17 protein-coding genes and 2 pseudogenes are annotated in these 19,812 nt (G+C 60.4%); 9 read left to right on the top strand and 10 right to left on the bottom strand.

Annotated features, from left to right (window positions below; genetic code table 11):
• Positions 1 to 75 precede the first annotated feature (75 nt).
• The 4 genes from Q0341_RS02215 to Q0341_RS02200 are packed head-to-tail and all read right to left on the bottom strand — an operon-like array spanning position 76 to position 6,218.
• Positions 76 to 1,104, bottom strand: coding sequence for a Tim44-like domain-containing protein (locus tag Q0341_RS02215; protein WP_299510243.1), 1,029 nt, complete (start codon positions 1,102 to 1,104; stop codon positions 76 to 78).
• Positions 1,105 to 1,139: 35 nt separating this feature from the next.
• A complete protein-coding gene (gene ubiE / locus Q0341_RS02210) occupies positions 1,140 to 1,871 on the bottom strand; it encodes a bifunctional demethylmenaquinone methyltransferase/2-methoxy-6-polyprenyl-1,4-benzoquinol methylase UbiE (RefSeq protein ID WP_299510242.1) in 732 nt (243 codons plus the stop codon).
• A gap of 10 nt (positions 1,872 to 1,881) precedes the next feature.
• Entirely contained in the window at positions 1,882 to 2,301 is a 420-nt protein-coding gene (locus Q0341_RS02205) for a DUF971 domain-containing protein (RefSeq protein WP_299510241.1), read from the bottom strand.
• Positions 2,302 to 2,342: 41 nt separating this feature from the next.
• On the bottom strand, positions 2,343 to 6,218 hold the full coding sequence (locus Q0341_RS02200; RefSeq protein ID WP_299510240.1) for an FAD/FMN-binding oxidoreductase: 3,876 nt from the start codon (positions 6,216 to 6,218) through the stop codon (positions 2,343 to 2,345).
• A gap of 161 nt (positions 6,219 to 6,379) precedes the next feature.
• Here Q0341_RS02200 and ugpQ point away from each other — a divergent pair, with 161 nt between their 5' ends.
• Positions 6,380 to 7,141 carry a glycerophosphodiester phosphodiesterase gene (gene ugpQ / locus Q0341_RS02195; RefSeq protein WP_299510239.1) on the top strand — a complete coding sequence of 254 codons (762 nt, stop codon included), beginning with the start codon at positions 6,380 to 6,382 and terminating at the stop codon, positions 7,139 to 7,141.
• Between the two features lie 10 nt (positions 7,142 to 7,151).
• Here ugpQ and Q0341_RS02190 read toward each other — a convergent pair whose 3' ends face one another.
• Complete coding sequence (locus tag Q0341_RS02190; protein WP_299510238.1) at positions 7,152 to 7,427, bottom strand: hypothetical protein; 276 nt, start codon at positions 7,425 to 7,427, stop codon at positions 7,152 to 7,154.
• Between the two features lie 123 nt (positions 7,428 to 7,550).
• On the opposite strand from Q0341_RS02190, the gene hemA reads away from it, so the two are divergent.
• The 4 genes from hemA (at position 7,551) to grxD (ending at position 11,267) form a co-directional block, all read left to right on the top strand.
• Positions 7,551 to 8,822, top strand: a complete 1,272-nt coding sequence (gene hemA, locus Q0341_RS02185; RefSeq protein ID WP_299510237.1) for a glutamyl-tRNA reductase — start codon at positions 7,551 to 7,553, stop codon at positions 8,820 to 8,822.
• A 78-nt stretch (positions 8,823 to 8,900) separates the two neighbouring features.
• Positions 8,901 to 10,001, top strand: a complete 1,101-nt coding sequence (gene prfA, locus Q0341_RS02180) for a peptide chain release factor 1 (RefSeq protein WP_299510236.1) — start codon at positions 8,901 to 8,903, stop codon at positions 9,999 to 10,001.
• Positions 10,001 to 10,858 (top strand): peptide chain release factor N(5)-glutamine methyltransferase, encoded by an 858-nt coding sequence (prmC, locus tag Q0341_RS02175; RefSeq protein ID WP_299510235.1) that lies wholly within the window; start codon positions 10,001 to 10,003, stop codon positions 10,856 to 10,858. The genes prfA and prmC overlap by 1 nt, the downstream gene beginning before the upstream one ends.
• Before the next feature lie 85 nt (positions 10,859 to 10,943).
• Complete coding sequence (gene grxD / locus Q0341_RS02170; RefSeq protein WP_299510234.1) at positions 10,944 to 11,267, top strand: Grx4 family monothiol glutaredoxin; 324 nt, start codon at positions 10,944 to 10,946, stop codon at positions 11,265 to 11,267.
• A 155-nt stretch (positions 11,268 to 11,422) separates the two neighbouring features.
• Here the strand turns inward: grxD and Q0341_RS02165 are convergent, their stop codons facing one another.
• Positions 11,423 to 13,168 carry a proline--tRNA ligase gene (locus tag Q0341_RS02165; protein WP_299510233.1) on the bottom strand — a complete coding sequence of 582 codons (1,746 nt, stop codon included), beginning with the start codon at positions 13,166 to 13,168 and terminating at the stop codon, positions 11,423 to 11,425.
• A 100-nt stretch (positions 13,169 to 13,268) separates the two neighbouring features.
• Between Q0341_RS02165 and Q0341_RS02160 the strand changes: the two genes are divergently transcribed.
• A complete protein-coding gene (locus tag Q0341_RS02160) occupies positions 13,269 to 13,886 on the top strand; it encodes an RNA pyrophosphohydrolase (protein WP_299510232.1) in 618 nt (205 codons plus the stop codon).
• A 42-nt stretch (positions 13,887 to 13,928) separates the two neighbouring features.
• Here the strand turns inward: Q0341_RS02160 and proB are convergent, their stop codons facing one another.
• From proB to rplU, 4 genes are all read right to left on the bottom strand, one after another.
• On the bottom strand, positions 13,929 to 15,065 hold the full coding sequence (proB, locus tag Q0341_RS02155) for a glutamate 5-kinase (protein ID WP_299510231.1): 1,137 nt from the start codon (positions 15,063 to 15,065) through the stop codon (positions 13,929 to 13,931).
• 77 nt (positions 15,066 to 15,142) lie between these two features.
• Entirely contained in the window at positions 15,143 to 16,261 is a 1,119-nt protein-coding gene (gene cgtA / locus Q0341_RS02150) for an Obg family GTPase CgtA (protein WP_299510229.1), read from the bottom strand.
• A gap of 103 nt (positions 16,262 to 16,364) precedes the next feature.
• Positions 16,365 to 16,625 (bottom strand): 50S ribosomal protein L27, encoded by a 261-nt coding sequence (gene rpmA, locus Q0341_RS02145; protein WP_019430604.1) that lies wholly within the window; start codon positions 16,623 to 16,625, stop codon positions 16,365 to 16,367.
• Positions 16,626 to 16,637: 12 nt separating this feature from the next.
• Positions 16,638 to 16,949, bottom strand: a complete 312-nt coding sequence (gene rplU / locus Q0341_RS02140; protein ID WP_089959923.1) for a 50S ribosomal protein L21 — start codon at positions 16,947 to 16,949, stop codon at positions 16,638 to 16,640.
• A 270-nt stretch (positions 16,950 to 17,219) separates the two neighbouring features.
• On the opposite strand from rplU, the gene Q0341_RS02135 reads away from it, so the two are divergent.
• From Q0341_RS02135 to Q0341_RS02125, 3 genes and pseudogenes are all read left to right on the top strand, one after another.
• Entirely contained in the window at positions 17,220 to 18,149 is a 930-nt protein-coding gene (locus tag Q0341_RS02135; protein WP_366522664.1) for a polyprenyl synthetase family protein, read from the top strand.
• Between the two features lie 161 nt (positions 18,150 to 18,310).
• Positions 18,311 to 19,486 (top strand): annotated as a pseudogene (locus tag Q0341_RS02130) (ATPase, T2SS/T4P/T4SS family); the annotation flags it as partial.
• Positions 19,483 to 19,812 (top strand): annotated as a pseudogene (locus Q0341_RS02125) (type II secretion system F family protein); the annotation flags it as partial. The pseudogenes Q0341_RS02130 and Q0341_RS02125, both read left to right, overlap by 4 nt.

The raw sequence follows: 19,812 nt of genomic DNA, 5'->3' as shown, positions 1-19,812 counted from the left end.
GGACTGTGTTGCCATAGTCCCCGATTATTCCCGAAAGTGCAGGCCCCAAATACTCAGGGCTTTATGAACCGGTTTTTATTGCAGTGCTTGCACACCAGCCACCAGCCAGCCGCCACCTTGCTTGGACTTGGTCATGTTCCAAACTTCACGGAAAGGGCTTGGGCCGGAAGCGGCGTCTTCACGGATCATGCCGTTGAACTCGACACTGGCCATGTAAGCATCGGCCTGCTCTTCGATGCCCAACAACTGGGCGTCCAACATGACAACTTCGGTCTTGTTGGGCTGGCCAGGGAACTGCGCTTCGCGCTCAGAGAGTTGGCTGCGAATTTCGGACACCATGGCATCGGTCATCATCGAACGCAGGGCAGCAATGTCCGAGCGGTCCCAAGCGTCTTGCAGAGTCACGAAGTTGCGCTTGGCAGCAGTGACAAAGCTGTCCACATCAAAACCGGCGGGGACACCCCAGGTTTGCGAGCCGCTCAGGGCATCACTGCTGCTGGCGTTGAGGCCGGAGCCAATGCCCGAGCCGATCATGGAACCCGTGGTTTGCGAGGATGCTGAGCTGTCAAAACGGGTGTTTTGGGCTTCCCACGGCCGTGCCGAAGCATCGTTACCGACGTTGTTGGGGCTGTACTGCTTGAAGGTGGCGGGGTTTCCTGCCGACGCACCGGCACCCTGGTAAGCCATACCGGCGGGGCCGTTGGATGCGCCACCTCGTCGGGCGCGCATCACCATGCCGATGACCATCAACACCGCAGCACCAATGAGCAAGGCCATGAGGATGCTGCCAAAGGCCTCACCCAAACCCAGCGAACTGGCCAACCAAGCCAAGCCCAAACCAGCGGCCAATCCACCCAGCATGGCACCCCAAGGCTTCTTGGGAGCAGCAGCTGCAGCGCCCGCAGCACCAGGCTTGGCGGCATTGCTGGAGGCTGCATTTTGGGCCGGTGCCGAAGGCGTCTGCGGCGCAGCATCGCGCTTGGTAACCTGGTTTGACTGCTGGCCAAACGACTTGCCACCGCCCATGCGGCGTGCTGCCTCGGCGTTCAGGCTGCCCAAGGCCATCACGCCTGCGAGCATCAGTGTCATCAACTTGCTGTTCATGGTGTCTCCAACTCAGGAAATTCAATTTTCGGGCTTCAACACTTGATGCCCATGTGCAAGGCTACCACCCCGGCCGACAAATTATGAAAATCCACATGGCCAAATCCGGCATTTTTCATAAGGGTTTTCAGGTCTTCTTGCCCGGGGTGCATGCGGATGGATTCGGCCAGGTAACGGTAACTTTCGGCATCCCCCGCAACCAACTTGCCCAACCGGGGCAAGATGTTGAAGCTGTACCAGTCGTAAGCTTTTTCCAAGGGTTTGGCCACTTTGGAAAACTCCAAGACCAGCAATTTCCCGCCCGGTTTGAGCACCCGGCACATTTCCTTCAAGGCCACATCCTTGTGTGTCATGTTGCGAAGGCCAAAGGCCACGCTGACCACGTTGAAGAGCTGGTCAGGAAAAGGCAGCTTCTCGGCATCGCACACCAAGGTGGGCAAAGCCAGGCCGTGGTCGACCAGCCGGTCACGCCCAGTGGACAACATGGCTTTGTTGATGTCGGTGTGCACCACACGGCCCGAGGCCCCCACTTTTTTGGCAAAAGCCATGGACAAGTCGCCCGTGCCGCCTGCAATGTCCAGCACCTGGTCGCCCTCTTTGAGGTTGGCCACCTGCACGGTGTAGGCCTTCCACACCCGGTGCAGACCCATGGACATCAGGTCATTCATCACGTCGTATTTGGACGCGACCGAGTCGAACACGCCACGCACATGCTTGGCTTTTTCGCTCTCGTCGACGGTTTTGAAACCGAAGTGGGTGCTGCTCATGCCCGCCTCCTCAATGCTTGTGACCGCAGCTGCCGCCCGCCGAGGCTTCGATCATGGGCGCGTCCCGGCTCATACCAGCCACTTGCAGCCGGTCTTCGTACTGCTTCCAAAGGGCTGCTTCCTGGTCGCCCAGAAAGTACAGGTATTCCCAGGTGAACAGGCCGGATTCGTGCCCATCGGTGAATGTGGGTTTCACGGCGTAATTGCCCACAGGTTCGATTTCGGCAATGCCAACCTCGCGCTTGCCGGTTTGCAACACTTCCTGGCCGGGGCCGTGGCCTTGCACCTCGGCCGAGGGCGAATACACGCGCATCAGCTCGAAGGGGATGCGGAACTGCGCCCCGTCAGAAAACCCGATCTCCAGCACCCGGGTCTGGCCGTGCAGGGTCAGAGACTCGGGGTGGGGCATGTCTTTTTTCAATCCGGCCATCTTTTACTTTCGAAATCTTGCTGTCGGTTTGCGCGCTTGGCTTACACCAGCACGCGCTCAATGCCGCCTGCATTGGCAGCGCTCACGTACTCGGGCATCCATTCTTCACCCAGGATGTGCTTGGCCATCTCGACCACGATGTAGTCGGCTTCGAGCAGGCCGTTTTGCAGGTCGTCCTGGTAACGGTTCAAACCCATCAAACAGCTCGGGCAAGACGTGAGAATTTTGACGTTCTCCTCCGCTGTGACTGCCCCCGATTGGCGCAAAGCGACCTCGCCTTTGCGAATTTCTTCTTCTTTTCGGAAGCGAATCTGTGTCGAGATATCAGGGCGTGCCGAGGCCAAACCACCGCTTTCACCACAGCAGCGACTGCTCTCCAAAACACCGTCGCCCAACAAGGCGGTGACGGTTTTCATGGGCGCTTGCAATTTCATCGGGCTGTGGCAAGGGTCGTGGTACAGGTACGCACCTTGGGATTCGAGCTTGATGCCTTTTTCGAGCAGGTACTCGTGGATGTCCATGATGCGGCAACCCGGGAAAATCTTGTCAAATTCGTAACTCTGCAACTGGTCGTAACACGTGCCGCAACTGACCACCACGGTTTTGATGTCGAGGTAGTTGAGGGTGTTGGCCACGCGATGGAACAGCACCCGGTTGTCGGTGATGATTTTCTCGGCTTTATCGAACTGGCCCGAGCCTTTTTGCGGATACCCACAACACAGGTAGCCCGGTGGCAACACGGTCTGAACACCTGCATGCCACAGCATGGCCTGGGTCGCCAAGCCCACCTGGCTGAACAGGCGTTCGGAACCGCAACCGGGGAAGTAAAACACCGCCTCGGTCTCCGCACTCGTGGTTTTGGGGTCACGGATGATCGGCACGTAGTCTTTGTCTTCGATGTCGAGCAAAGCACGAGCGCCCTTCTTGGGCAGGCCCCCAGGCATTTTCTTGTTGATGAAGTGAATCACCTGCTCCTTGATGGGCGGTTGACCCACTGACGCTGGAGGTGCCTTGGTTTGCTGACGTGCAAATACATTCAACACGCGGTTGCCCAAGCGTTGCGCCTTAAAACTGATTTTGGTTAAAGCCTGACCCAAAGCAATGGCATTCGGACTGGCCGTACCAATGAACCAAGACTGAAACTCTGCAGCTGGCCGGAAGCTCTTTTGACCCATCTTGCGCAGCAGGTTGCGCATGTTCATCGACACCTCGCCAAAGTCGATGTTGACCGGGCAAGGCGACAAACACTTGTGGCACACGGTGCAATGGTCTGCCACGTCTTCAAACTCTTGCCAATGCTTGATCGAGATGCCCCGTCGGGTTTGTTCTTCGTAGAGGAAAGCCTCGACCAGCAAGGAAGTCGCCAAAATCTTGTTGCGCGGGCTGTAGAGCAAATTGGCACGCGGCACATGCGTGGCACACACCGGCTTGCACTTGCCGCAGCGCAGGCAGTCTTTCACGCTGGCAGCGATCTCGCCAATGTCGGACTGCTGCATGATCAGCGACTCGTGGCCCATCAGGCCAAAGCTGGGGGTGTAGGCGTGTGTCAGGTCAGCGGCGTGCACATCGTCGCCCAAGCCCGTCAGGGCCGCGCCGCGCAGCAGCTTGCCTTTGTTGAAGCGCCCTTCGGGGTCCACCTTGGCTTTGTAGGCGGTGAAGTTGGCCAGCTCGGCGTCGGTCAAAAACTCCAGCTTGGTGATGCCAATGCCGTGCTCACCCGAGATCACGCCGTCCAGGCTGCGCGCCAACACCATGATGCGAGCGACCGCTTCGTGCGCGGTTTGCAGCATCTCATAGTTATCGGAGTTGACCGGAATGTTGGTGTGCACATTGCCGTCACCGGCGTGCATGTGAAGTGCCACCCACACGCGGCCTTTGAGCACGCGCTGGTGAATGGCCGTGACCTCGGTCAGGATCGGCAAAAAGGCAGAACCGGAGAAGATACTCTGGAAAGCCGGGCGGATTTGTGTCTTCCAGCTGGCACGCAGGCTGTGCTCTTGCAGCTGAGGAAACAGCGTGTCGACATCCGTCAACCAGCCTTGCCACTGCGCACGCACCTCGCGCACCACCGCCAGGGCTTGCGCCACGCGGTCTTCCAGCAACTCGGCCGACGGAATGTCGCTGGCGTCGTCTTGCTTGCCCAGCGGCAGGTTGCCCCGCTCCAGGAAGGCTTCGATCTCACGACACAGTTTGAGCTTGTTGCGCAGGGAGAGCTCGATGTTGATGCGCTCGATGCCATCGGTGTACTCGGCCATGCGCGGCAGCGGAATGACCACGTCTTCGTTGACCTTGAAGGCGTTGGTGTGACGCGAGATGGCCGCTGTTTTCTTGCGGTCCGACCAGAACTTTTTGCGCGCTTCGGGGCTGATGGCGATGAAGCCTTCGCCACTGCGCGAGTTGGCAATGCGCACGATCTCGCTGGTCGCCTTGGCCACGTCGTCGGCGTTGTCACCGGCGATGTCACCGATCAAGACCATCTTGGGGAAACCGCCGCGCTTGGACTTGGTGGAATAACCCACTGCGTGCAAATAGCGGTCGTCCAGATGCTCTAGACCCGCCATCACGGTACCGGTGCGCTTTTGCTCGGCAAACATGAAGTCTTTAATCTCGACGATGCTGGGCACGGCCTCGCGGGCGTGGCCAAAGAACTCCATACACACCGTACGGGTGTGGGTGGGCATGCGGTGCACGACCCAGCGCGCGCTGGTGATCAGGCCGTCGCAGCCTTCTTTTTGCACGCCGGGTAGGCCCGAAAGGAACTTGTCGGTCACGTCCTTGCCCAGGCCTTCCTTTCGGAAAGTCTTGCCCGGGATCACCAGGGTTTCGGTGCGGATCGGGGTTTTGCCGTCGGCCTTGAAGTAACGCAACTCAAAGGTGGCGACCTCGGCGTCGTGGATCTTGCCCATGTTGTGGTCCATGCGCACCACGTCCAGCCATTCGGCGTCGGGCGTGACCATGCGCCAGCTGGCCAGGTTGTCGAGCGCCGTACCCCAAAGCACCGCTTTTTTGCCGCCCGCGTTCATGGCGATGTTGCCGCCAATGCAACTTGCCTCGGCCGAAGTCGGGTCCACCGCAAACACAAAACCACCCCGCTCGGCCGCATCGGCCACACGCTGGGTGACTACTCCGGCTTCGGTGTAGATGGTTGGAATTTTGTGGGCAATACCGGGCAGGTCGATCATTTCGACCTCGGTCATGGCTTCGAGCTTTTCGGTGTTCATGACCGCGCTCTTCCAAGTCAGCGGGATCGCGCCACCCGTGTAACCCGTGCCACCGCCGCGTGGGACGATGGTCAGGCCCAGGTCGATACAGCCCTTGACCAGACCCGCCATTTCGGTCTCGGAGTCGGGGGTCAACACCACAAAGGGGTACTCCACGCGCCAGTCGGTGGCGTCGGTCACATGGCTCACACGCGAAAGGCCGTCGAACTTGATGTTGTCTTTGGCCGTGAGGCGGCCCAAGGTCTTTTGCACCTGGCTGCGCAGTTTGGCCATGCGCGTGAAACGCTCGCTGAACTGCGTCACGGCCTGCGCGGCCATGGCCAGCAGTTGGCCGACCAAGGCATCGCGGGCGGCGTCCACGCTCGGGGTGCGGCGCTTTTGCACCTCGCCCAGGCGGTGCTGCAAGGCCTCGACCAGCAATTTACGGCGGGCCGGGTTGTCCAGCAGGTCGTCTTGCAAATAAGGGTTGCGCTCGACCACCCAGATGTCGCCCAGCACTTCGTAAAGCATGCGGGCCGATCGGCCCGTGCGGCGCTCGCCGCGCAGGTCGTTGAGCAGATCCCAAGCCGACTCACCCAGCAAACGCAGCACGATTTCACGGTCTGAAAAGCTGGTGTAGTTGTACGGAATCTCACGCAAGCGCGGCGCATCGGCGTCGGCTTGCATCAAATGTTGGAGCGTAGTGGGTGCATTCATGGGTGTGGCGCAGTCAAAGACGTCGGTGAAGACGCTGTCAGCCAGACCCGAAAAAGGCGTCAATTCGGCTGAGTATGAATGTTACCGCAGTGCAGCATTCACGCGCAGGGGGTGGGGGCACCACCACCAACTGCATTCAGTTTGCGACATACTTTCTAAATATGAAAGCAGCACTTTCCCCTACCCAGCGCCATCATTGGCCCTATCCCAGATGGATCGCACACCGAGGTGCAGGCAAACTGGCCCCTGAAAACACCCTGGCTGCATTCCGGTTGGGTGCGGCCCACGGTTTCCGCATGTTCGAATGCGATGCCAAGCTCAGCGCCGACGGTGTGGTGTTCTTGCTGCACGACGCCAGCCTTGAGCGGACCAGCAACGGTCAGGGCACCGCTGGCGATCTGAACTGGCATGATTTGTCGCAGCTGGACGCCGGCGGCTGGCACTCACGACTCCATGCAGGAGAGCCGTTGTCCACCTTGGAGGCACTGGCCCGTTTTTGCCTGGCCAACGGGCATTTGCTGAACATCGAGATCAAGCCCACACCTGGCTGCGAAGCCGCCACTGGGCAAGCCGTGGCCCGACTGGCCGCCCGCCTGTGGGCCGATGCCGCAGTACCACCCCTGTTGACCTCGTTCCAACCCGAGGCCCTGGCCGCAGCGCAGCAAACAGCACCCTTGCTACCTCGCGGTTTGCTGGTCGACACCTTATGGGATGGCTGGTTCGACAGCGCGCTCGATTTGGCATGCGTGGCCGTCGTGGCCAACTACGCCCTGTGGGATGCGGCCGCCGTAGCACGCGTACACAGCGCGGGCATGCGGTGCCTGAGCTACACCGTCAACGATGACTGGGCTGCGCAGCACCTGCTGGCCCTGGGCACCGACGGCATCATCACCGACCGGGTGGACTTGTTCAGCCCCACCTGATCGGCGGCTTTTATTTCAGGTGCCAAGCTCGACGCAACCACCACTCGGTGGTCGCCGCCGTGAACACCAAGCCGATGTAGGTGCTCATTTTTCCATCCTGGCCTTGCACCACCAGGCCAAGCAGCAACACCAACACCCCTGTCACGACATGGGTGCCGAAGCGACGTAACCAACGTCCGTTCGCGGGGCCCATGACCCAGCGCCCCGCAATCGGCATGAACAAGGCCATGGCCAAGGCAGGCAAGACAAAGTTGACCACATGCAAAATCAACAGCCAAACAGTCATGGGCGTTTGAGTCCATCCAAAATACCGCCCCAAAACAGGGCGCTTTGCGGCCCGATTGTGCCTTGAAAGACGCCACATTGCCCCACAAACTGCGGCAAACGGACAGCTTCCTATAATTGGCGCATGGCTGTCTGGACCCTCGGTTTGAATCACACGACTGCGCCGCTGGATTTGCGCGGCCGGTTTGCCTTCGCCGTGGACCAATTGGCCCCGACTTTGCACGGTTTGCGCAGCCAGTTGGCCGAGCGCACCGCCCAAACGCCCGAAGCAGCGATTTTGTCCACTTGCAACCGGACCGAAATTTATTGCGCCGCCGACCACAACGCCGCCGAACACACCCTGGGCTGGCTGGCCCAAGCCGGTGGCGTGTCGGCGACAGCACTGCAATCGCACACTTACTTGCTGGAAGGCAATGAAGCCGCCCGCCATGCCTTTCGGGTGGCCAGTGGACTGGACTCCATGGTGCTGGGGGAAGCCCAAATTTTGGGCCAGCTCAAAGATGCCGTGCGCGCGGCAGAACAGGCCGGGGCCTTGGGCAGCACCCTCAACCAATTGTTTCAGCGCACATTTGCCGTGGCCAAAGAAGTGCGCACCGCCACCGAAATTGGCGCGCACTCGATCAGCATGGCCGCCGCCTCGGTGCGCCTGGCCAGCCAACTGTTTGAAGACCTGAAAGACATCAAGGTGCTGTTTGTGGGCGCGGGCGAGATGATTGAGCTGGTGGTGACCCACTTTGCCGCTCGCCAGCCTCGCGGCATCGCCATTGCCAACCGCAGCTTGGAACGCGGTGAAAAACTCGCCGCTCGCTTTGGGGGCGAAGTCATGCGACTGGCCGATCTGCCCGATCGCCTGCACGAATTCGATGCGGTCATCAGCTGCACCGCCAGCACCTTGCCCTTGATCGGCTTAGGGGCTGTCGAGCGTGCGCTCAAAAAACGCAAGCACCGCCCCATGTTCATGGTCGATCTGGCTGTGCCGCGTGACATCGAGCCCGAGGTCAAGTCGCTCGAGGACGTTTATCTGTACACCGTGGACGATCTGGCCAGTGTGGTGCAGGCCGGCCAAGCCCAACGCCAAGCGGCAGTCGCCGAAGCCGAAGTCATCATCGACGCCGGGGTCCAAAGCTTCAGCCATTGGCTGGGCCAACGCGACGCGGTGCCCCTGATTCAACAATTGCACAGCCAAGCCGACAGCTGGCGCGAAGCCGAACTCGCCCGCGCCCGCAAGCTGCTGGCCAAAGGGGAGCCACCAGAGGCCGTGCTTGAAGCCCTGGCCAAGGGCCTGACCCAAAAAATGCTGCACGGTGCGATGGCCGAACTGCGCAGCCCCGACCCGGCCCACCGCGAACAAACCACGCAAGCGGTGCAGCGTCTGTTTTTGCGGCAAGAGCGTTAGCGCTTTTCTCTGCCACTGCGAACGCTGCCCCGCCGCTGCAAGGACTGTGCAGCGGCCCTTTCACTCGCCGCCTGCCCCATGAAACCCTTTTTGATCCAACAACTCGAACGCTATGCCTTGCGCCTGAGCGAGCTGGACTTTTTGCTGTCCCGCGAAGACATCATGGCCGACATGACGCAGTTCCTGAAGCTCTCTCGGGAACACGCCGAGGTCAGCGCCGTGGCCTCGCGCTTTGCCCGCTTTCAGCAACGCAGCGCCGACCTGACCGCTGCAAAAGCCATGCTGGATGACGAAGACATGCGCGAGATGGCCGAAGAAGAAGTGGCCAGCGCCAGCGCCGAGCTGCAAAACCTAGAAGCCGAGCTGCAGCGCATGCTGCTGCCCAAAGACCCCGACGACGCCCGTCCGGCTTTTGTGGAAATCCGCGCTGGCACCGGGGGCGACGAGTCGGCCCTGTTTGCAGGCGACTTGCTGCGCATGTACACGCGCTATGCCGAAAGCCAGGGCTGGCGGTGCGAGATCGTCTCGGAATCGGTCAGCGAGCTGGGCGGCTACAAAGAAGTCGTTGTGCGCATTGACGGCAGCACATCGGGCGATGGCGTGTACGGCGCACTCAAATTCGAGTCAGGCGGCCACCGGGTGCAGCGCGTGCCCGCCACCGAAACCCAAGGCCGCATCCACACCAGCGCCTGCACTGTGGCCGTGCTGGCCGAGCCAGACGAAGCCGAGGCCATCAAGATCAACCCGTCTGATTTGCGGATTGACACTTACCGCGCCAGCGGCGCAGGCGGCCAGCACATCAACAAGACCGACTCGGCCGTTCGCATCACCCACTTGCCCACCGGCATCGTGGCCGAATGCCAGGACGGCCGCAGCCAGCACAGCAACAAGGCGCAGGCCCTGAAAGTGCTCACCGCCCGGATACAGGAAAAAGACCGATCTGAACGTGCCGCCAAAGACGCGGCCGAGCGCAAAAGCCTGATCGGCAGCGGCGACCGCTCGGACCGCATCCGCACCTACAACTTCCCGCAAGGGCGCCTGACCGACCACCGCATCAACCTGACTTTGTACAAGCTGCTCACCATCATGGAGGGCGATTTGCAAGATGTGGTCCACGGCTTGCAAAGCTACGAAGCCGCTGAACAGCTGGCCGCACTTGAAATCGGGGCCACCGCCTGATGCAAAACCCAACGACCGTCGTGGCGTGTCTGCGCCAAGCCCAAGCCAGTGGCTTGGAAAGGGTGGACGCGCAGATCTTGCTGCTGCACAGCCTGCAGCGCCCACTGCACGACCGCGCCTGGTTGCTGGCACACGACAGCGACACCTTGACGCCAGAGCAAGCCGCCGCGTGGCAAGACGCGCTGCAGCGGCGTCTGAGCGGTGAGCCCGTGGCCTACATCACCGGGCGCAAGGATTTTTTTGGCCTGACGCTGGCCGTGGATGCGCGTGTGCTGGACCCGCGCCCCGACACTGAAACCCTGGTGGACTGGGCTCTGGCGTGTCTGCCTGAATCTGCACCCGAAACACGCTCGCCCCGCATTTTGGACTTGGGCACGGGCAGCGGCGCAGTGGCTTTGGCTTTGCAACATGCTCGACCCGATGCCACCGTGTGGGCGGTGGACGCCAGCGAAGACGCCCTGGCCGTGGCCCGCGCCAATGCCGCCCGTTTGCAGCTGGGTGTGCAATTCATCGCCAGCGACTGGTTGAACGCGGTTGACATCCAGCACACTGGCCGTTTTGACCTCATCGTCTCCAACCCGCCCTATGTGGCCGAGGGCGACCCGCACCTGGCCGCCCTGACACACGAGCCCCTGCAAGCGCTGACCAGCGGCCCCGACGGCCTGGATGACATCCGCCAAATCATCGCCCAAGCCCCAGCCTGCCTGGCCACGGGCGGCTGGTTGCTGCTCGAACACGGCTGGGACCAGGCGGCCCCGGTGCAGGCACTTCTGCGTGAGGCCGGGTTTGAGCAAGTGCAGTCGCGCCGCGATCTGGGCAGCATTGAGCGGTGCACAGGCGCGGCCATGCCGAAGTGACAGCAACATCCCTGTAAAAATGGCAGACTTTCAATCAGAGACATAATTCAGCCTATTCGATACTGACCCCATTTGGAGCAACACCATGAGCGACACCCAGCAACGCATTGACGAACTCGTCAAAGGCAACGAAATCACCCTCTTCATGAAGGGCAACGCCAGCTTCCCGATGTGCGGATTTTCTGGCCGTGCCATCCAGATCCTCAAAGCCGTGGGCGTGGACCCCAAGACGGTCAAGACCGTGAACGTGCTGGACGACGCCGAAATTCGTCAAGGCATCAAGGAATACAGCAACTGGCCCACCATCCCGCAGCTGTACTTCAAAGGCGAGTTCATCGGTGGCTCAGACATCATGATGGAAATGTACGAATCGGGTGAACTGCAGCAGGTCATCAACGGCAAGGCCTGATCTGCCAGGGGCTTTGGCCTTAGTCCTCCAAAAACCACCCCCTCGGGTGGTTTTTTTGTGCCTGCCGTTCAGCCCGGTGGGCTAAACCACCAAGACCGAAACAACAAGCCCGCCGCTTGGGCCAAGCCAGACGTGTCTCAGGCCCGATGTGTGCATCAATGGGCCAAACGCCCCTGGACATGCGCCACGATGTCTGACACCGACACCTTGGTCGCTTCGGCGTCGCGGCGGTGCTGGTACTCGACCAAACCATCCTGGAGGCCTTTGTCGCCCAAGGTGATGCGGTGCGGCACGCCGATCAGTTCCCAGTCGGCAAACATGGCTCCGGGGCGCTCGCCACGGTCATCCAGGATCACGTCCACCCCGTCCGCCAGCAAAGCGGCATAAATCCGCTCAGCCTCTGCCTTGACGACTTCGCTGCGGTCCATGCCGATGGGGCAAATTACCACAGTGAATGGCGCAATCGCGTCGGGCCAGATGATGCCGCGCTCGTCGTGGTTTTGCTCGATGGCGGCGGCGGGCAAGCGGGTGATGCCGATGCCGTAGCAGCCCATTTCCAGAAACTGCGGTTTGCCGGTTTCGTCCAGGAAAGTGGCGTTCATGGCCTTGGAGTATTTGGTGCCCAGATAGAACACATGGCCCACCTCAATGCCGCGCTCGATGGCCAGCTCGCCCCCGCCGTCGGGCGACTTGTCTCCAGCCACCACGTTGCGGATGTCGGCCACCACAGCAGGCTCGGGCAAGTCGCGGCCCCAGTTCACGCCGGTGATGTGGAAGTCAGGCTCATTGGCACCGCAAATCCAGTCGGCCATCACGGCCACGTCGCGGTCGGCCACCAGGTGCACGGGCTTCTTTAAATTCAGAGGGCCAAGGTAACCGGGCTTGCAGCCAAAGTGGTCATCGATCTCAGCCAGCGTGGCAAAGCGGAAACCACCTTCCATGCCGGGCAGCTTGCCGACCTTGACTTCGTTCATGTCGTGGTCCCCGCGCAGCAGCAGCAGCCAGACTTGCGATTTGACGATCTCGCCCTGCTCGTTCAAGGTGTCGGTGGCCAGCACCAGCGATTTGACGGTGGTGGACAGGGGCAGATTCAGCAAGGCCGCCACGTCATCGCAGGTGCTTTTGCCGGGCGTGGCTGTCTTCGTCTGGGCTTGCGTGGCCGCGCCGCGTGGCTGGTTGGGGGCCAGGGCCTCGGCTTTTTCCATGTTGGCGGCGTAGTTGCTGGTGGGGCAGTAAACGATGGCGTCTTCACCGGTGGCGGCGATCACCTGGAACTCTTCGCTCAGGTCGCCGCCGATGGCACCGCTGTCAGCGGCCACGGCGCGGTAGGTCAGGCCAAAGCGATCAAAAATTTGGCGGTAAGCCCCGGCCATGACCTGGTAGCTGGCCTTGGCGCTCGCCACGTCGCGGTCAAAGCTGTAGGCGTCTTTCATGGTGAACTCGCGGCCGCGCATCAGGCCAAAGCGGGGGCGTCGCTCATCGCGAAATTTGGTTTGAATTTGGTAGAAGTTTTTAGGCAGCTGTTTGTAGCTGCGCACTTCCTGGCGCACCACGTCGGTCACGACTTCTTCGCTGGTGGGTTGGATCACGAAATCGCGGCCATGACGATCCTTGATGCGCAGCAATTCGGGGCCCATCTTGTCAAAGCGGCCGGTCTCCTGCCACAGCTCAGCCGGTTGCACCACGGGCATGGTCATCTCAATAGCCCCTGCGCGGTTCATTTCTTCGCGCACGATGGCTTCCACCTTGCGGATCACCCTTAAACCCATGGGCATGTAGTTGTAAATGCCCGCGCCCAGTTTCTTGATCATGCCGGCGCGGGTCATCAGCTTGTGGCTGACCACCTCGGCATCGGCTGGGGCTTCTTTGAGGGTGGAAATGAGAAATTGAGAGGCTTTCATCGCGACGGGCTAACTCAGACAAGGGGATCAGGGAAACATCCAAGAGCGAGCGCTGGTGCGGCGTGCATAATGGACACAATACAAAAATTTGAGGTTGATTATGCTTGACCGTGAAGGCTTTAGGCCGAACGTCGGCATCATTCTGCTCAACCAGAGAAACCAGGTTTTCTGGGGCAAACGCATACGCACACACAGCTGGCAGTTCCCGCAGGGTGGCATTGACCGGGGTGAAAGTCCCGAACAGGCCATGTTCCGTGAATTGCACGAAGAAGTGGGGCTCCACCCGGAGCATGTGCGCATCGTGGCCCGAACCCGTGACTGGTTGCGCTATGAAGTGCCGGACCGCTTCATCCGCCGGGATGCTCGCGGCTTTTACAAGGGCCAGAAACAAATCTGGTTCTTGCTGCAAATGGTGACGCACGACCATCACCTGAACCTGCGCGCCACCGACCACCCCGAATTCGACGCATGGCGCTGGAACGATTACTGGGTGCCGCTGGATGTGGTGGTGGAGTTCAAGCGCGGCGTGTACGAAATGGCTCTGACCGAGCTGGTCCGCTACCTGCCACGCCAAGAGCGTCAAAACCGTTATTTACGTGGCGGCAACCGCGGCCCCCGCGATGGTGCCGAGCACGACAACGGCCATACAGACATGCAACCGCCTCCGCACATGGAACTGCCACCGGGGGCCAGTTTCGATCCCAATCCTCAAGGCTGAGCCTGCTCAACACCCACTGCGAAGTGGGTGCAAGCGCATGTTTCAGCGAGTGAGGATCAAGTTGTCCCGGTGCACCATCTCGGGCTCTGCGGTGTAACCCAGCAAGGCCTCGTATTCATGCGAAGGCTTTCTGCACAACCTGCGAGCCTCTGCGCTGGCGTAATTGGCCAGGCCACGGGCGATTTCAGCGCCCTGTTCATCGCGGATGGCGATGACATCACCGCGAGAGAAATCACCCGAGACCGCATGCATCCCGATGGGCAACAGACTTTTGCCTTCGGTCAGCACTTTGTGCGCAGCACCCGCATCCACCGTGACAGAGCCCCGAAGCTTCAGGTGGTCGGCCATCCACTGTTTGCGGGCTTGTTGCTTGGCGGTCTGAGCCACCAGCAAGGTGCCCATGTTGTCTCCCTGTGCCAAGCGCAGCAGCGCATCGGGTTCGCGCCCCCAGGCAATCACGGTCGACGCGCCAGAGCCTGCAGCCCGTTTGGCCGCCAGGATCTTGGTGATCATGCCGCCCCGCCCAATGCTCGAACCGGCACCACCCGCCATGCTTTCCAGTGACGGATCCCCAGCACGGGCCTCGTGCACAAAGGTGGCCGAAGGGTCTTTGCGCGGGTCGGCGGTGTACAGGCCTTTTTGGTCGGTCAGGATCACCAGCAAGTCGGCTTCGATCAGGTTGGCCACCAAGGCACCCAAGGTGTCGTTGTCGCCAAATTTGATCTCGTCGTTGACCACCGTGTCGTTTTCGTTGATGACCGGCAGCACGCGGTGCTGGAGCAAAGTCAGCAAGGTGGATCGGGCATTGAGGTAACGCTCACGATCGGCCAAGTCAGCGTGGGTGAGCAAGACCTGGGCGCTGCCCATGCCGTTTTCGCGCAACTTGGTTTCATACATCTGCGCCAGGCCCATTTGACCCACGGCGGCAGCCGCTTGCAAAGCAGGGACTTCGCTCGGACGGGTGGTCCAGCCCAGGCGCTTCATGCCTTCGGCTATCGCACCGCTGGAGACCATGACCACCTCTTTGCCTTGGGCGCTGAGCAGCGCCATCTGGCGGCACCACTCGCCAATTGCGCCCTCGTCCAGGCCGCGCCCTTCGTTGGTCACCAGACTGGAGCCCACTTTGACAACGATGCGGCGGGCATCACACAAGAGCCTAGAAACGTCAGGGGTGGTCATGCTTTGGAGCGTACGGTATGAACAAATTGCCGAGCCAGCGCCCGACACCAATGTTGGGGAACCTATGGACTGGCCTTTTAATCGGCTGGCAGCGCCTTGAAGCGGGGGTCTTCGGCATCGGGCTCTTGCGGCTTGTCTTGTTCCATGAACCGGGGGTCAATGTCCACGACACCTTGCTCAATGATTTGCTGGGCACGGATGTGCTTGTAAATCTCTTTGATCAGTGGCTCGCAACCTTCGCGGGTCAGGGCCGAAATCTGAAAGACCGGACCTTTGTAGCGCATGCGCTTGATGAACTCTTTGACCCGAGTCTCGCGCTCTTCGGCCGGCACCATGTCCAACTTGTTCAGCACCAACCAACGCGGCTTGTTGTACAAGCCTTTGTCATACTTTTTAAGCTCAGCCGCAATGGCTTTGGCCTGCTGCACCGGGTCGACGTTCTCGTCAAACGGCGCAAAGTCGACCACATGCAGCAGCAATCGGGTGCGCTGCAAGTGGCGCAAGAACAAATGGCCTAAGCCTGCGCCTTCCGAAGCGCCTTCGATCAGTCCCGGCACATCGGCCACCACAAAGCTTTGCTCGGGGCCCACGCGCACCACGCCCAAGTTGGGGTGCAAGGTGGTGAAGGGGTAATCGGCGATTTTGGGGCGAGCGTTGGAAACGGCCGCAATAAAGGTGGATTTGCCCGCATTGGGCATGCCCAGCAGGCCCACATCGGCCAGCACTTTCAATTCGAGCTTGAGCTCTTTCTTCTCGCCCAACCAACCCGGTGTTTTTTGGCGCGGTGCGCGGTTGATGGCGCTTTTGAAGCGCATGTTGCCAAAGCCGCCGTCGCCGCCCTTGGCGATCATGATGGTTTCCCCAGGCACCAGCAGCTCATACAGCACTTCGCCGGTTTCGGCGTCGGTGATGATGGTGCCCACGGGCATTTTCAGAGTGACGTCGTCGCCTGCAGCGCCGAACATGTCCGAGCCCATGCCGTGCTGGCCGCGTTTGGCATCGTGGCGGCGCGAGTAGCGGTAATCGACCAAGGTGTTCAGGTTGATGTCGGCAAAGGCGAACACATGCCCGCCACGACCGCCATCGCCCCCGTTCGGGCCACCGAATTCTTTGTACTTTTCATGGCGGAACGAGACGCAGCCGTTCCCGCCGTCACCTGCGGAGATGTCAATATAGGCTTCGTCAACGAACTTCATGAGATTTCCAGTGTAGCTTGGACGCACGAACAAAGCGCTCGCGAGCCAGAATGCGAAAAGCCCCGGCTGGCCGGGGCTCCTCTTTGCAATGGGCGTGGCGGGCTTAAACAGCCGGCGTCACGTTCACCATGTGCTTACTGAGTTCACCTTTTGTAGAGAACGACACGTGGCCGTCCACCAGGGCAAACAAAGTGTGGTCTTTGCCGATACCGACATTGTTGCCCGCATGGAATTTGGTGCCACGTTGACGAACGATGATCGAGCCTGCGCTGATCAGTTCACCACCGAAAGCCTTAACGCCAAGCATTTTTGGCTTGGAATCACGACCGTTGCGCGTAGAGCCGCCGCCTTTTTTCTGTGCCATGACCTATTCTCCTCAGGCAGCGATCGCGCCGATTTGCAGTTCGGTGAACTGCTGGCGGTGACCCTGACGTTTCTGATAGTGCTTACGACGGCGCATCTTGAAGATGTGCACTTTGTCGTGCTTGCCATGCGCCAACACCGTGGCTGTGACTGTGGCGCCGGACACCAGGGGCGTGCCGATCTTGAGTTCAGCGCCGGTACCGACGGCCAAAACTTGATCAATCACGATTTCCTGGCCAACGTCCGCAGCAATCTGTTCTACTTTAATTTTTTCGCCAGCGACAACACGATACTGTTTGCCACCGGTTTTTATGACCGCGTACATATTAGACCTCTTTGAATGGAAGTTTCCAAGGGCTAATCCCCAAGGAACCAAAGATTTTAGCACGTCCTACCCTGATCAGGCAAGCCATGCGCGGCCGAGTGTTGACACAGATGGCGAATCACGGGGGTCCCTATAATCAGCCAGCATCTGAAATGCACTTCCATTTTGTGAACTCTTGCCTCGGCTTTGCCGGGCACCCTTGCCGGATACCCCAAGTTGTCTGCCTCCGAAACCAGCACCGCCGCCGCCCTTGAACTTGTGGCTCATGACATGACCCAAGTCGACCGCGTCATTGCGCAGCGACTCGATTCTGGCGTTCCTTTGGTGGGCGATGTCGCGCGTTACATCATCTCTGCTGGCGGCAAACGCCTGCGCCCCGTATTGCTGTTGCTCACTTGCGGGGCTTTGAGTTACACCGGCAGCCAGCGGCACAACCTGGCGGCCGTGGTCGAGTTCATCCACACCGCCACCTTGCTGCACGACGATGTGGTGGACGAGTCCACCCTGCGCCGTGGCAGGCCCACAGCCAATGAGCGTTTTGGCAACCCTGCCAGCGTGTTGGTGGGCGACTTTTTGTATTCACGCGCCTTCCAGATGATGGTCGATGCCGACAGCATGCGGATCATGCAAACCTTGGCCGATGCCACCAATGTGATCGCCGAGGGTGAGGTGCTGCAGTTGATGAACATGCACGACGCATCGCTCAACGAAGAGGGTTATTTGCGGGTCATTCGATCCAAAACTGCCAAACTTTTCGAAGCCAGTGCCCGTTTGGGGGCCATTTTGGCTGGCAGCCCGAGCGCCATCGAAGCTGCGTGCGCTGATTACGGCCAGGCCTTGGGCACGGCTTTTCAGGTGATCGACGACGTGTTGGACTACGACGGCAGCACCACTGAAATGGGTAAAAACCTGGGCGATGACCTGCGCGAGGGCAAAGCCACCCTGCCCCTGATTTTGGCGATGCAACTCGGCACGCCAGCGCAAAGCCAGACGGTGCGTGAAGCGATTGAAACCGGCAGCGTCGACCGGCTGAGCGAGATTGTGGCCATCGTCCGCGATACGGGCGCACTGGAAGCCACCCGCAACGCTGCGGCCAACGAAGCGCAGCGCGCTGTGGACGCGGCCATGCAACTGCCCGCCAATCACCACCGCCATGCCATGGTGGCGCTGGCCTCGCAACTGCTCAATCGCCGCCATTGACCCAGCGCTTGGCGCCAAGCGCCTTCGGGCTGAACACGGCCCCATCCACTGACCCGGTTTACAAACTCCAATGAAGTCCGCATGATGTGAATTCAAAATAATTCACATTCAGGGTTTCTATGACAAGCAATGCCACTGCTCGGCCTGCCCCATCTGCCGCCGATGACGCGCCCGTGGTCAGCTATGTGCAGCAATTGCTGGAACAGGCGGTGGCCCTGAAGGCTTCAGACCTGCACTTTGAGCCTTACGAACACCATTACCGGGTTCGCATGCGCATCGATGGGGAATTGCGCGAAATGGCCTCACCCCACATGGCCCTGAAGGACCGACTGGCCTCCCGAATCAAGGTGTTGTCACGCCTGGACATTGCAGAAAAACGATTGCCCCAAGACGGCCGCATGAAGCTGCAACTGGCCGAGGGCCGGGAGTTGGACTTGCGCGTGAGCACCTTGCCCACCTTGTTTGGCGAGAAATTGGTGATCCGCGTGCTCGACTCTGCGCAGGCCCAGCTGGACTTGTCCCGCCTGGGCTACGAGCCCGAAGACCTGGCCCGGTTGATCGCTGCAATTCGTGCACCACACGGCATGGTGCTGGTCACGGGCCCGACCGGTTCAGGCAAGACCCAATCGCTTTATGCCTGCCTGAATTTGCTCAACACACCTGAGGTGAACATCGCCACCGTGGAGGACCCATGCGAGATCCAGCTGCAAGGCATCAACCAAGTGAATGTGCAGGACAAACCCGGTTTGAGCTTTGCCGTCGCATTGCGGGCTTTTTTGCGGCAAGACCCGGATATTTTGATGGTGGGCGAAGTGCGCGATTTGGAGACGGCCAACATCGCCATTCAGGCCGCACAAACCGGGCACCTGGTGCTGTCCACGCTGCACACCAACGACGCCCCCGGCACCTTGGTGCGCTTGCGCAACATGGGAACGGCTGCCTACAACATTGCAGCCAGCGTGAGCATGGTCACGGCACAACGCTTGGTGCGCTGCCTGTGCCCGCATTGCAAAAAGAGCGCCTTGCTGCCTGTTGACGTTTGGATGTCGGCCGGTTGGCCTGAGGCTTTGCGCCCAGCCGAGCCCGTGCCTGTGTTTGAGGCCGTCGGGTGCGCACAGTGCCACAAAGGCTTTGCAGGGCGCACAGGGATTTTTCAGGTCATGGCCATGAGCGCAGAGATGCAACAACTGGTGTTGCAAGAAGCCGGTATCCGCGAAATGGCGCAACAAGCGCAGCGCGAGGGGGTCTCGAGCTTGCGCCTGGCCGGTTTGCGCAAAGTGCTGCAAGGCATCACCTCCCTGGACGAGGTGCTGGCCGCCACTGGGGAATCCAGATGAGCAGCCCCTCCTCACCAAGCAATCCGGTGGTTTTTCGCTGGACCGGGCAAGACCCTCAGGGGCAACCCCAGAACGGGCAGATCCAAGCCTTGAATGCCGATTTGGCTCGGGCCCATTTGCGCCGGCAGGGGTTGCATAAAGTGCGCATTCAACGCTTATGGTGGCGCCAACAGGACACCGTCAAAGCCAAAGACCTGGCCATCATGACCCGCCAATGGGCCGCCATGCTGCGTGCCGGTGTGCCCGTGGTGCAAGCCTTGGGCATGCTGTGCCGCAGCATGAAGTCCAGAACGCTGATGGAAATCATGACGTCTGTGTTGCGGGAT

It is taken from the genome of uncultured Limnohabitans sp. (genome assembly GCF_937889215.1).
In the GTDB taxonomy this organism is placed as follows: domain Bacteria; phylum Pseudomonadota; class Gammaproteobacteria; order Burkholderiales; family Burkholderiaceae_C; genus Limnohabitans_A.
This window is presented reverse-complemented; position numbering and strand designations above follow the sequence as displayed.

What these genes read in the sequence shown, in the direction of transcription:
- Q0341_RS02205 (WP_299510241.1), bottom strand. Translation starts at nt 2,301, where the DNA reads ATGGCCGGATTGAAAAAAGACATGCCCCACCCCGAGTCTCTGACCCTG.
- grxD (WP_299510234.1), top strand. Translation starts at nt 10,944, where the DNA reads ATGAGCGACACCCAGCAACGCATTGACGAACTCGTCAAAGGCAACGAA.
- Q0341_RS02190 (WP_299510238.1), bottom strand. Translation starts at nt 7,427, where the DNA reads ATGACTGTTTGGCTGTTGATTTTGCATGTGGTCAACTTTGTCTTGCCT.
- prmC (WP_299510235.1), top strand. Translation starts at nt 10,001, where the DNA reads ATGCAAAACCCAACGACCGTCGTGGCGTGTCTGCGCCAAGCCCAAGCC.
- hemA (WP_299510237.1), top strand. Translation starts at nt 7,551, where the DNA reads ATGGCTGTCTGGACCCTCGGTTTGAATCACACGACTGCGCCGCTGGAT.
- Q0341_RS02165 (WP_299510233.1), bottom strand. Translation starts at nt 13,168, where the DNA reads ATGAAAGCCTCTCAATTTCTCATTTCCACCCTCAAAGAAGCCCCAGCC.
- Q0341_RS02135 (WP_366522664.1), top strand. Translation starts at nt 17,220, where the DNA reads ATGACCCAAGTCGACCGCGTCATTGCGCAGCGACTCGATTCTGGCGTT.
- proB (WP_299510231.1), bottom strand. Translation starts at nt 15,065, where the DNA reads ATGACCACCCCTGACGTTTCTAGGCTCTTGTGTGATGCCCGCCGCATC.
- ubiE (WP_299510242.1), bottom strand. Translation starts at nt 1,871, where the DNA reads ATGAGCAGCACCCACTTCGGTTTCAAAACCGTCGACGAGAGCGAAAAA.
- Q0341_RS02160 (WP_299510232.1), top strand. Translation starts at nt 13,269, where the DNA reads ATGCTTGACCGTGAAGGCTTTAGGCCGAACGTCGGCATCATTCTGCTC.
- rplU (WP_089959923.1), bottom strand. Translation starts at nt 16,949, where the DNA reads ATGTACGCGGTCATAAAAACCGGTGGCAAACAGTATCGTGTTGTCGCT.
- rpmA (WP_019430604.1), bottom strand. Translation starts at nt 16,625, where the DNA reads ATGGCACAGAAAAAAGGCGGCGGCTCTACGCGCAACGGTCGTGATTCC.
- ugpQ (WP_299510239.1), top strand. Translation starts at nt 6,380, where the DNA reads ATGAAAGCAGCACTTTCCCCTACCCAGCGCCATCATTGGCCCTATCCC.
- cgtA (WP_299510229.1), bottom strand. Translation starts at nt 16,261, where the DNA reads ATGAAGTTCGTTGACGAAGCCTATATTGACATCTCCGCAGGTGACGGC.
- prfA (WP_299510236.1), top strand. Translation starts at nt 8,901, where the DNA reads ATGAAACCCTTTTTGATCCAACAACTCGAACGCTATGCCTTGCGCCTG.
- Q0341_RS02215 (WP_299510243.1), bottom strand. Translation starts at nt 1,104, where the DNA reads ATGAACAGCAAGTTGATGACACTGATGCTCGCAGGCGTGATGGCCTTG.
- Q0341_RS02200 (WP_299510240.1), bottom strand. Translation starts at nt 6,218, where the DNA reads ATGAATGCACCCACTACGCTCCAACATTTGATGCAAGCCGACGCCGAT.